The sequence below is a fragment of the Pantoea sp. RCC30.1 genome (assembly GCF_058148845.1).
The window spans coordinates 12,061-23,758 of the sequence record NZ_JBXUHX010000004.1 but is presented as its reverse complement, the minus strand read 5'-3'; the positions used below and the strand labels follow the sequence as shown (position 1 = coordinate 23,758).

Sequence of the window (11,698 nt, the reverse complement as noted above, 5' to 3'; positions counted from 1 at the left end):
TGTATTTGGACTGCTTTTACCTTAACAATCAATAGCTCAACTAAGGGTCTTTCTTTGGATCCCGCCTCCCACAGCCGGAACGCGGTGAACGTCTTTTCAATGCTCTCTATCAGCTGCGGCGGCAGAAACTTCCCTTTGATCAGCACATTACATTGCTTTAATGCCATCTTCTTTTTCCTGATTGTTATAGGATGCCGGGCGATCGCTCTCTTCACCAACGCGTTCAATCGGTCCCATCACCAGCAGGAACAGCAGGGCCGCTACCACGCAGTGTGCCGCCACAAACGCCAGCCCGATGCTGTAGCTGCCAGTCAGCCCGACGATGATGCCGAACAGCAGCGGCGTAGTGAAACCGGCGATATTGCCAATGCCGTTAAAAATCGAACCCGCCAGACCTACCGCCTCTTTCGGTGCGGTGTCGCTGATCACCGTCCAGGTGCCTGCTCCGGCCGCGATGCCTTTGCCAAAAAAGGCGAAGGACATAATGGCGATAATGCCGCCGTTACCGGGAATAATCGCCGCCAGTACCAGGCTGGACGCCATCAGCATGCCGACGATATAGGGTGTTTTACGCGCCCAGGAGACGCTCCAGCCACGGGCGATTAATTTGTCTGACAGATAACCGCCGCTGATCCCGCCCAAAAAACCAAACAGCGCCGGAGCAATAGTGGCGAATCCCGCCTCCATGATGTTCATGCCGCGCGCCTGCACCAGATAGATGGGAAACCAGGTGATAAAGAAGTAGCTGAGCGCAATGATGCAGTACTGACCGAGATAGGCGCACCAGAGCATGCGATTGGTGAGCAGCTTCCTGAACATCGCTTTGCTGATCGGTGGCCGCGCTTTCAGCGTCTGGGCCGCATCGATATCTACCAGCGCACCACCATCGACGATGTGGCGCAGTTCACTTTCCGACACGCCGGGGTGATTGCGCGGCTCGCGCATCCAGGCCGCCCAGACAAATACCGCCACCAAACCGATGCCGCCCAGCACAAAGAATGGCCATTCCCAGCCAAAGCGCGACACCAGCCAGCCTGAAAGCGGCGAGAAGATGGCGACGGCAAAATATTGCGCCGAACTGAACAGCGATGAAGCCCGTCCCCGCTCTGCGCCGGGGAACCACATAATCACCACGCGCGCATTGGCGGGAAAGCTGGGCGCCTCGATTAATCCCAGCATAAAGCGCAACCCAAACATCAGCATCAGCGCACCGGTCATGCCGCTGGAGAACTCACCCACGAATCCCATCGCCAGCGTGGAGAGGGACCAGAGCGCCAGCGTGACGCCATAGACTTTTTTGGCCCCGAAGCGGTCAAGCAACAGTCCGCCGGGGATCTGACCGATGACATAGGCCCAGCTGAAGGCAGAGAGGATCAATCCGAGCTGGATCGCCGACAATCCAAATTCCTCTTTGATCGCCGATCCGGAGATCGAGAGGATCGAGCGGTCGGCGTATGCCACCACCGACAGAAAGAGGATCAGGCAGAGGATCCAGATGCGCACATGAGACGTCCGGTGAGTCGTTTGGTCTTTAAGCATGAGCTGAATTCCTTAAAAAGCGGCAGGTTGCGCCACGAGTTTTTTTTCAGGAATAACGCTGAGATTTCCCGCTTCAGGAAATATAGGTAGGAGGCTAACTATCGGTCATTGTGCAGATGTCGGGATCGCCTGGTCCGATTAGGCGGTTTTCTGGCAACCACCACAATCGCCCGTGCGGCGCTGCACAAAAGCGCGAAAAGCTCCGGCTCTCTGCCCCAGAGTGTGCGCCAGGTCGGGGATTTCACTGGCGCGGCCAGCTATGACGTGGCGATTTCACGGCAAAGTGTGGCGGCGCTAGCAAGTGTGAAAAGGGCCGGTTGTCAAACCTGACGGCAGTTCCTAAGCTGCAAATGATCACACTTTTCCATTTTTATAATAAATGAAAAATAAATTCCACTTGATTTGCCCCGGGAGTCACCAATGAAAAAACGTGCATGGGTACTACTCTGTCTGCTCTCTCTTTCCACGTCGGCGCTGGCAGAAAAGATCGGCGTCTCGATGGCCTATTTCGACCAGAACTTCCTGACCATTATTCGCCAGTCGATTGAGAAAGAGGCCAAAGTGCGTCAGCTGGATGCGCAGTTCGAAGATGCGCGCGGCGACGTAGGTCGTCAGACCGACCAGGTGCAGAGCTTTATCAGCGCTGGCGTGGACGCGATTATTGTCGATCCGGTGGACTCCGCCAGCACGCCTGCCCTGACCAGACTGGCGCAGCAGGCGCATATTCCGCTGGTCTACGTTAACCGCTCTCCGGGCGATAAAACCCTGCCGCCGGGCGTGGTGTTTGTCGGCTCTGACGAACGCGAATCGGGCACATTGCAGATGGAGGCGCTGGCGAAGCAGGCCGGTTATCGTGGCAAAGTCGCCATCATGATCGGCAACCTCAGCGATGCGGGCGCGCTGCAGCGCACCAAAGATGTGGAACAGGTGGTGGCAAAGTATCCCGACATGAAAGTGGTGCTGAAGCAGACCGCCAACTATGCGCGCAATGAGGGCATGGATTTAATGCTCAACTGGCTGTCGAATGGCGAAGAGATTGATATTGTCGCCGCCAACAACGACGAAATGGCGATTGGCGCAACGATGGCGATTGCTCAGGCGAAGCCGAAGAACACCATTCTGGTGGGCGGCATTGATGCCACACCGGATGGCCTGAAAGCGCTGGCGAGCGGCAGACTGGCGGTGACGGTGTTCCAGGATGCCGTGGGCCAGGGCAGGAAATCGGTTGAGGTGGCGCAGCAGATGATCAAAGGCCAGAAGGTCGACTCCCACCAGTGGATCCCGTTTGAGCTGGTGACGCAGCAGAACATGCAGCACTACAGCAATAAAAATCCGTAACGCAATACGGAGCGGCAGTGATGCCGCTCCGGTTATCACTTTTCATGCAGCAGCTTCGCCATCATCACCACATCGCGCAGCTGACCGTCGCGGAGTGCGGCCTGCCGCATCACCCCTTCCCGCTCAAAGCCCAGCCGCTCATAGAGCCGCAGCGCCCGATCGTTGTCGTGAAATACCTCCAGCTCCATACGGGTAATGCCCAGCCAGTTGCGGGAATAGTCCATTGCGGTGCGGATCAGGCGCTCACCGACGCCGCGACCGGCGTAATCGGGATGCACGCCCAGCCCAAAGCTGATGCAGTGGCGGGTGCGAGGCTTATTATCCACGAACAGCGTCAGCTCACCGGCCAGCACGCCATTGATCTCCGCGACAAAGGCGATAAACCCTTCGGCATCCATTCTGGCGATTTTTTTCTCCCAGGTGGCAACGCTGGGAAACGGCAGTTGCAGCGTCCAGGGATAGACGTCGGGATGACTGTAGAGTCGCTGATAGGCGGCGGCATCCTGCGGTTCCCGTGCCCGAATAATGATTTCCATATTTTCTCCTTTTAGCCGAACGGGGTTCATGCACTAAGCTGTAGCTCTTTACCGGACGGAAAGAGTATCGCTATGTTGTATCGCCGTTTTGAGCGTTTTATCAATATTTTTCATGATGCGCCCACCGACTCGCCCCCCTCAACGGTCTGGTCGTTTTACCTCTACTATCTGCGGCAGGTCTGGCCAAGTTTTGCGGCATTGCTGGTGGTGGGGCTGGCTGGCGCCCTGATCGAAGTCTCGCTGTTCAGCTATCTGAGCCGCATTATCGATATGGTCAATCACTCTACGCCCACCAGCCTGTTTCAGGATAACTGGCCGATACTGCTGTGGATGGCGGCGGTGGCGCTGATTCTGCGGCCGATTTTTATCGCCCTGCACGACATGCTGGTGCATCAGAGCATCAGCCCGAGCATGACCAGCATGATCCGCTGGCAGAATCACAACTACGTGCTGCGCCAGAGCCTCAACTTCTTTCAGAGTGATTTCGCGGGCCGCATCGCCCAGCGCATTATGCTGACCGGCAGTTCACTACGTGATTCTGCGGTGCAGCTTGTAGACGCGATCTGGCACGTGCTGATCTACGCCGTGACCTCACTGGTGCTGTTTGCCGGTGCCGACTGGCGGCTGATGATTCCGCTGATTATCTGGATGGTGGCCTACAGCGCCTCGCTGCGTTTCTTTGTGCCGCGCGTCAAAGCACGCTCTGTGGTCTCCTCGGAGTCACGATCTAAGCTGATGGGCACCATTGTTGATGGCTATACCAATATCGCGACCATCAAGCTGTTCGCCCACAGCGATCTGGAACGTCAGTATGCGCGTGAGGCGATTCAGGAGCAGACTGAAAAAACCCAGCACGCTGGCCGCATGGTCACCAGCATGGATCTGACGCTGTCGGCGCTGAACGGCCTGCTGATTGTCTCGACTTCCGGGCTGGCACTCTGGTTATGGAGCCAGTCGCTGATCAGCGTCGGGGCGATTGCGCTGTCGACAGGTCTGGTTATCCGCCTGGTGAATATGTCTGGCTGGATCATGTGGGTGGTCAACGGCATCTTTGAGAATATCGGCACGGTACAGGATGGCCTGAAAACCATTGCGCAGCCGCTGAGCGTGCAGGATGCCCCGCAGGCGAAACAGCTGAAGGTGACACGCGGCAACATCCGTTTTGAGGATGTGCGCTTCGATTATGGCGGTGGCCGTCAGGTGATCAACGGTTTTAACCTCGACATCAAGCCGGGCGAGAAGATTGGTCTGATTGGTCCTTCGGGCGCCGGTAAATCGACGCTGGTGAACCTGCTGCTGCGCCTCTATGACCTGAACGGTGGCCGTATCGTGATCGACGAACAGGATATCGCTGCCGTGACGCAGGAGAGCCTGCGCAGCCAGATTGGCATGATCACCCAGGACACTTCGCTGCTGCACCGCTCAATCCGTGAAAATCTGCTCTATGGCCGTCCTGACGCCAGCGAGGAGGAATTACAACTGGCGATTCAACGCGCCCGCGCCGATGAGTTTATTCCGCTGCTCTCCGATTCACTGGGCCGCACAGGGCTGGATGCGCACGTGGGCGAGCGCGGCGTGAAACTGTCGGGTGGTCAGCGTCAGCGTGTGGCGATTGCCCGCGTGCTGCTGAAGGATGCGCCGGTTCTGATCATGGATGAGGCTACCTCGGCGCTCGACTCCGAAGTGGAAGCGGCGATTCAGGAGAGCCTGGAGTCACTGATGCAGGGTAAAACCGTTATAGCCATCGCACACCGCCTGTCGACCATCGCGAAGATGGATCGACTGGTGGTGCTGGATAAAGGCGGTATTGCCGAGATGGGCAGCCATCACGAACTGCTGGCGCAGAACGGTCTTTATGCCCGTCTGTGGCAGCATCAGACCGGCGGTTTTGTCGGCATCGATTAATCGCCGCGTCGATAGGGTAAGGCGTCGCGTGCTTCTTCCGCCCAGCCGCGCACGCCTTCCCGCTCCTGCACCAGGAAATCTGACACGGCATCGCGCAGGCCGGGATGCAGCAGATAGTGCCAGGAGTGGGTGATCTGCGGCTCAAAGCCGCGCACCAGTTTGTGCTCACCCTGAGCGCCCGCATCAAAGCGCATCAGCCCTTCATCAAGGGCTAAATCCATCCCCTGATAGAAACAGGTTTCGAAGTGCAGCCGGTCAAATTCCGCCAGACAGCCCCAGTAGCGGCCATAGAGCGAGTGGCTGTCCCGCAGATAAAAGGCCATCGCCGCCGGTTGCTGCTGTAAGCGGGCGATCACCACCACGATATTCTGCGGCATGCGTTCCGCCAGCAGGCTGAAAAAGTCACGCGTCAGATAGGGACGCTGACCGCGCACCGCATAGGTGTTGGCGTAACAGGTGTAGACAAAATCCCACTGATCTTCGCGCAGCTGGTAGCCCAGGTAGCGGTCAAACTCAAAGCCACTCTGCGCCACCTGCTCACGCTCTTTACGCAACTGTTTGCGCTTGCGTGACATCAGCGTATCAAGGAAATCCTGGAAATCGCGGTAGTCACGGTTATGCCAGTGATACTGACAACCGAGCCGGGAGAGCCAGTCGGGCTGATCGGCCAGCAGCTGGTTAGCCTGCGCATCGGTAAAGTTGATGTGCGCGCCGCTTAACCCCTGCTGTAACAGGCTCTCCGGCAGGGCCGACAGCAGTTGCGCGGCGGCAGCGGTTTCACCCAGCAGGCGCGCGCCGCTGACCGGGCTGAAGGGTATCGCGCCCAGCCATTTCGGATAATAGCGGATCCCGGCGCGCTGGCTGGCATCCGCCCAGGCGTGATCAAAGACGTACTCGCCCTGTGAATGGCGTTTGCGGTAGCCTGGCAGCGCGGCGCGGGTCACGCCCTCCTCCCGCCACAGCAGGTGATCGGGCTGCCAGCCCGCTTCGGGCCGCACGCTGCCGCTCTCTTCTAAGGTAAGCAGAAAGGCGTGGCGCAAAAAAGGCTGGTCATCAGGCAACAGCGCATCCCACTCGGCGGCCGGGATCTCCGCCAGTGACGTCAGGTGAATCAGCGACATGAATTACTCCAGAGAACGTCGGGCAGAGAGTCAGTCAAGCAGGTTTTCCGCGCCAGCGAAAGGGTAAAGGCACGCAAAGTGAAGGCTGCATCAGTGGAGCACAGCTTCTATACTGCGACTTTATCACCCCAGGATCTCCACAGGACATCGCCATGGATCGACTCGATTGTGACCGGATGTTTGTCACAGTGCTGGAAACCGGCAGCTTTTCGGCGGCGGCGTTACGCCTCGGCACCAGCAGCAGTCAGGCGTCCAAGCTGGTTTCAAAGCTGGAGCAGCAGCTCGGCGTCCAGCTGTTTAAGCGCAGCACGCGCGCCCTGTCGCCCACCGATGTCGGGCGCAGCTATTATGAGCGGGTAAAGAACCTGCTTGATGCGTTTGAGACGCTGGATGCCAGCGTGCGTGAAAGCGCCACCACGCCAACCGGCAGACTGAAAATCAGCGCGCCCGGCTCCTTTGGCACGGCGGTGCTCTCACAGGTGCTGGTGGCGTTTGCCCGGCGCTATCCGTTGATTGAACTGGATGTCAGCTTTTCAGACCGGGCCGTGAATATCGTCGATGAGGGGTTTGATATGGCGATCCGTATCGGCACCCTTAGCGACAGCAGCCTGGTAGCACGCAAGCTGGGCGAAGTGCATGTGCGCATCGCCGCCTCACCGGTCTATCTGGAGCAGTTCGGCACGCCGCATCACTGGCGTGAAATGGAACATCACCAGTGCATTATCGATACCAATTTTCGCGATCCCTGGCACTGGCCGTTTGCCAGCGGCGACGGCAGCAACGAGATTGTCACCGTACCGGTGCGCGGGCGTCTGCGCTTCGCCAATACAGAAGCCTGCCTGCAGGCCGCCAGCGCCGGATTAGGCATCGCGCGTCTGCCCGGTTTTATTGCGGCCCCGGCGCTACAACGTGGTGAGATTGTCCGGCTGCTGGAGAATTTCGGAACGCCGCCGCTGGGCCTGTTTGCGGTCTATCCGCCTGCCCGCCATCTGGCACACCGGGCGCGCCTGCTTATCGACTTTCTGGTGACGCATTTCGCCCACTTTCCACTGGCGTGATTTATTCCATATTGGAATAAATGATTGTCTTCAGGACCGGATTATCAGCCGTTTCGGCATCAGTTAAGCTACTTCTCTAATCACAGAGGAGTCGCGCGATGTTAGTAGAAGGCAAATGGAGTAGTGACTGGCATCCGGTGCAGGCTACCGATAAACAGGGCGGCTTCGTCCGTCAGACGTCCGGCTTCCGGCATTTTATCAGCAGCGATGGCTCCACTGAATTCGCGGCCGAACCCGATCGTTACCATCTCTATGTCGGGCTGATCTGTCCATGGGCGTCGCGCACCCTGATGGCCCGTAAACTCAAAGGTCTGGAGTCGCTGATTAGCGTGACGGTGGTGGAGCCGCAACTTGGTGCCCAGGGCTGGCGCTTTGGCAATTTTCCCGGTGCGCAGCCGGACCCGCTGAATAACGCGCAATATCTGCATGAAATCTATACCCGCGTCGTGCCTGATTACACCGGCCGCGCCACCGTACCGGTGCTGTGGGACAAGAAAACCGGCACCATCGTTAACAACGAGTCCGCTGACATCGTCCGCATGTTTAACAGCGGCTTTGGCGATCTGGCCGATAACCACATTGACCTCTATCCCGCCGCGCTGCACGCCGGGATTGATGCGCTGAATGAGAGCCTCTATCCGCGTCTGAATAACGGTGTCTATCGCGCCGGGTTCGCGACGACATCCATCAGCTATCAGCAGGCGTTTAATGACGTTTTCAGCCAACTCGACGAACTGGAAGCCCTGCTCGGCGATGGTCGCACCTTCCTGCTGGGCGAACGGTTGACTGAAGCCGATATTCGCCTGTTCGTGACCCTGATTCGCTTTGACGTCGCCTATCATGGCCTGTTCAAATGCAATCTGCGCCGGATACGCGACTATACGTTGCTGAATCGCTATCTTAAGAGCATGTTGTCGGTCTCCGGCGTGCGTGAGACGGTCAATATCGATCACATTAAACAGGGTTATTACTCGATCAAGGCGCTGAATCCGAACGGGATCGTTCCGGCTGGCCCGGATATGAGTGAATACCATTTATAAGGGCATAAGCTAAAGGAGCAATAATGGCAAAAGCACTGGTGATTTTTCTGCATGGCGTGGGCAGTAACGGCGACGATCTGGCTCCGATTGGCCGTCACTGGGCGACGCTGTTGCCGGATGTGATTTTTGCCTCACCCAATGCGCCCGAACGTTTTCCCGCCGGTTTTGGCTGGCAGTGGTTCAGCCTGGAGGACGTGACGCCAGAGAACCGGCCGGGACGGGTACGGGCCGCGCGGGCGGCGTTTGATGCGACACTGAACGAGATTGTCGCGCAGCACGGCTTCGCCGATCGCTGGCAGGATGTGGTGCTGGTGGGCTTCTCTCAGGGGTCGATCATGGCGCTGGATGCGCTGGCTTCTGGCCGTTATCCGCTGGCGGGCGTGGTCGCCTTTTCCGGTCGTCTGGCGGTTGAGGGTGAATTTACCCCGCAGGCTCATGTGCCCGCGCTGTTGATCCACGGTCAGGTCGATGAGGTGATCCCGTGGCAGGAGAGCGAATCTGCCGCAGCACGACTCCGGGCAGCCTCGGTGCCGGTCGACGCGCGCTTTGAACCCGCCACCGGCCACACCATTTCCGCCCAGGGTGCGATGCATGCCGCCGCGTTTATCGGGCAGTGCTTACAGGATTAACCCCAGCAGCGGGTTAACGCCTGCCAGGCGTGACGTGCAGCGACGTCGGGCGGCAGGCGTTTCAGCGCATCGTTAAAGACTTCGATTCCCACCGGCCCCTGATAGCCCGCGCTTTTGAGTTTATCGACAAAGTGCTCAACGTCGATAATCCCATCGCCGGGCAGCAGACGCTGGTGCTTCGCCATCGCCATCAGGCTCTGCTTATCCTGCGCGGGAACGGCGGCCATATCACACAGCTGCACTTCATAAATGCGCTCGGCGGGAATGCCGTCCAGCTGTGAGGCGTCGCCGCCCAGCGCGCAGATGTGGAACAGATCGACCACCAGCCCGATATTGGGCTGGTCGAGCCGCTGAAGTCGCTGCCACGCCAGCGGCAGCGTGTTGTCCACGCTGCACCAGGCCATCGGTTCATACATGATGCGCATGTTGTAGCGCGCAGCTTCAGAGGCCATCCAGCGCAGATCATCATCAATCTGGTCGGCGCAGCAATCCTCACGGGTGCTGGCCGGTGCCTGAATGGTGTCGCAGCCCAGCACCTGAGCGATTCGGATAAACTGGCGCAGCTCCTCGCGCTTCTTTCCGCGCAGCGTACCGGGTGCGCCGGTAAAATCGCGCAGCACCTGCAGATTAGTGAAGCCTGGACCCTGCCGGGCGGCGATCTCAGCCAGTGCCACCGCGCCGCCTTCACATGCTTCGACATCCTCACGCCAGATCTCTACCTGATCGAAACCGGCGTCACGCGCCGCCTGCAGTTTCTGGCCGGGTTCACCGTTTAACAACACCAGGTTAAGGAAGGTGGGGTTAGTTCGCATTGCTCGGCTCCTTAATCGTCCGGAATAATCGGTGACATTCAGCGTTACGCCCGCGCGCACAGGGCGGCGCGGGCGTAAAACCTGAAACAGTATCTACCTCTTAAGCGTTATGACAAGCGCCGATTCGCCGGGTCAGCCCAGCAGCGTGACCAGTGCGAAACCGGCAAACGCCATCAGCAGCGAGCCGATCACATGCACCAGCGCACTGGCCATCGCCCAGAGATATTTGCCTGTCTGAAGCAGCCCCATTAATTCCGCAGTGAACGAGGAGAAAGTGGTCAGCCCGCCGCACAGTCCGGTGACGATCAGCAGTTTCCAGATCGGGTCGATCCCGGGATGGCGGACAAACCAGGCCATCGCCCCGCCGATCACCAGACCGCCGATCAGATTCACCAGCAGTGTGCCCGGCGGCAGATTGGGAAAGAGCGCATTAAAGCGCATCGCGAACAGCCAGCGCAGTACACAGCCGACAGAGCCACCGATCATCACAGCCAGTAACGGTTTAAACATGTCTTGCTCCTGATTACAGAGTAATGCCGGGCTGAGGGGGGAAAGGCAGAGATAAACTGCGCCTGACACCTCAGCTCCCGCGAAAGGATTGAGTGTCAGGCGTCATCAGCCGGTGTTAAACCCACCGGCGGTTGGGAAAGGTGGCACGCCATCACCTTGAGCCGGTGATAATACGACGCCTGTTTCAGGCTGGCAAGCGTGTGCTCGTGGCGGCTGAATCGCTTGACGCCCTGCCCGCTGGCGGGGTAATGCTGATGGTTTACAGCCTGTTGCGGAGACCCTATGCGTACCCTGATTTTTGATACTGATATCGGCGTGGATGATGCCTTTGCGCTGGCTTATGCGGCGCGGACGCAGCATCTGCTGGGGATTACCACCGTATTTGGTAACGTGGCGGTGGGGCAGGCGGTGAAAAACGCCCGGCTGTTTTGCGACAAAATGGCGATTAACGCGGAGGTCTATCGCGGCTGTTCACGACCGCTGTCGCTGGCACCCTCTGCGCCCGCCAGGCTGCACGGTGAAGATGGGCTGGGCGACGCGTTTGATAATGCCTGCAGCGATGAGGCTCCAGGCGCTGTGCAGTTTATTATCGACAGCGTGCGGGCGCAGCCGCATCAGATCACTCTGGTGGCAATTGGCCCGCTGACCAATATCGCTACGGCCATTAATCAGGCGCCGGATATTATTCCGCTGGTGAAAGAGCTGGTAATTATGGGGGGTGCGTTTGGCACCGACGGCCACAGCGGCAACGTGACGCCTTTCAGCGAATTCAATATCTGGAAAGATCCACACGCCGCCGATCAGGTGCTCGCCTCGGCGCTCAATGTGGTGGTGATCCCGCTGGATGTCACGCACAAGGTATTGATCAGTGCCGATGAGGTTCAGCGTCTGAACCAGCCGGTGCTGAGCGCTATCTGTCGCCCTTACCTGGCTTACAGTCTGGAGAAAGAGGGATTCGACGGTATGGCGTTGCACGACACCCTGGCGGTGGCGTGGCTGACGCTGCCGCAGGCCTTTACCCTCACTGAAAGTCCGCTGCGGGTGATCACGGAGGACATCGCCTGCGGTCAGACGGTGCGTAAACTGAGCGCGCTGGCATCCCGTCAGAATCCCTTTGCCGGTCTGCCCGCCCAGCGTATCGCGCTCGGCGTGGATGCCGACGCGGTGCGGGCGCACTTCTTTGAGACCCTCACCGCGCCCTGAAGCGCTG

Annotated in this window: 11 protein-coding genes and 1 riboswitch; of the genes, 6 read left to right on the top strand and 5 right to left on the bottom strand. The window is 58.7% G+C overall.

Features of this window, described 5'->3' with window-relative positions; translation table 11 throughout:
• Positions 1-147: 147 nt before the first annotated feature.
• On the bottom strand, positions 148-1,539 hold the full coding sequence (locus AC2LB6_RS05310) for an MFS transporter (protein WP_490092726.1): 1,392 nt from the start codon (positions 1,537-1,539) through the stop codon (positions 148-150).
• Between the two features lie 420 nt (positions 1,540-1,959).
• On the opposite strand from AC2LB6_RS05310, the gene AC2LB6_RS05305 reads away from it, so the two are divergent.
• Positions 1,960-2,877, top strand: a complete 918-nt coding sequence (locus AC2LB6_RS05305) for a sugar ABC transporter substrate-binding protein (protein WP_490092725.1) — start codon at positions 1,960-1,962, stop codon at positions 2,875-2,877.
• A gap of 35 nt (positions 2,878-2,912) precedes the next feature.
• On the opposite strand, the gene AC2LB6_RS05300 is transcribed toward AC2LB6_RS05305, so the two are convergent.
• Positions 2,913-3,413, bottom strand: a complete 501-nt coding sequence (locus AC2LB6_RS05300; protein WP_490092724.1) for a GNAT family N-acetyltransferase — start codon at positions 3,411-3,413, stop codon at positions 2,913-2,915.
• 72 nt (positions 3,414-3,485) lie between these two features.
• Here AC2LB6_RS05300 and AC2LB6_RS05295 point away from each other — a divergent pair, with 72 nt between their 5' ends.
• Entirely contained in the window at positions 3,486-5,318 is a 1,833-nt protein-coding gene (locus AC2LB6_RS05295) for an ABC transporter ATP-binding protein (RefSeq protein WP_490092723.1), read from the top strand.
• Here AC2LB6_RS05295 and AC2LB6_RS05290 read toward each other — a convergent pair.
• Complete coding sequence (locus AC2LB6_RS05290) at positions 5,315-6,439, bottom strand: GNAT family N-acetyltransferase (RefSeq protein ID WP_490092722.1); 1,125 nt, start codon at positions 6,437-6,439, stop codon at positions 5,315-5,317. The genes AC2LB6_RS05295 and AC2LB6_RS05290 overlap by 4 nt on opposite strands.
• 152 nt (positions 6,440-6,591) lie before the next feature.
• On the opposite strand from AC2LB6_RS05290, the gene AC2LB6_RS05285 reads away from it, so the two are divergent.
• The 3 genes from AC2LB6_RS05285 to AC2LB6_RS05275 all read left to right on the top strand — a co-directional run bounded on the left by AC2LB6_RS05285 (position 6,592) and on the right by AC2LB6_RS05275 (position 9,166).
• Positions 6,592-7,497, top strand: coding sequence for a LysR family transcriptional regulator (locus tag AC2LB6_RS05285; RefSeq protein ID WP_490092721.1), 906 nt, complete (start codon positions 6,592-6,594; stop codon positions 7,495-7,497).
• Positions 7,498-7,595: 98 nt separating this feature from the next.
• Entirely contained in the window at positions 7,596-8,537 is a 942-nt protein-coding gene (locus tag AC2LB6_RS05280) for a glutathione S-transferase family protein (protein ID WP_490092720.1), read from the top strand.
• 23 nt (positions 8,538-8,560) lie between these two features.
• A complete protein-coding gene (locus tag AC2LB6_RS05275; protein WP_490092719.1) occupies positions 8,561-9,166 on the top strand; it encodes an alpha/beta hydrolase in 606 nt (201 codons plus the stop codon).
• On the opposite strand, the gene AC2LB6_RS05270 is transcribed toward AC2LB6_RS05275, so the two are convergent.
• Both AC2LB6_RS05270 and crcB read right to left on the bottom strand, forming a co-directional pair.
• Complete coding sequence (locus AC2LB6_RS05270) at positions 9,163-9,978, bottom strand: sugar phosphate isomerase/epimerase family protein (RefSeq protein ID WP_490092718.1); 816 nt, start codon at positions 9,976-9,978, stop codon at positions 9,163-9,165. The two genes, AC2LB6_RS05275 and AC2LB6_RS05270, sit on opposite strands and share 4 nt — an antisense overlap.
• Positions 9,979-10,110: 132 nt before the next feature.
• Positions 10,111-10,488, bottom strand: a complete 378-nt coding sequence (gene crcB / locus AC2LB6_RS05265; RefSeq protein ID WP_490092717.1) for a fluoride efflux transporter CrcB — start codon at positions 10,486-10,488, stop codon at positions 10,111-10,113.
• 89 nt (positions 10,489-10,577) lie between these two features.
• A riboswitch (Fluoride riboswitch) is annotated at positions 10,578-10,653 on the bottom strand.
• Between the two features lie 117 nt (positions 10,654-10,770).
• On the opposite strand from crcB, the gene AC2LB6_RS05260 reads away from it, so the two are divergent.
• The gene (locus AC2LB6_RS05260) at positions 10,771-11,691 is read left to right on the top strand and encodes a nucleoside hydrolase (protein WP_490092716.1); all 921 of its coding nucleotides are present in this window, start codon (positions 10,771-10,773) and stop codon (positions 11,689-11,691) included.
• Positions 11,692-11,698 lie beyond the last annotated feature (7 nt).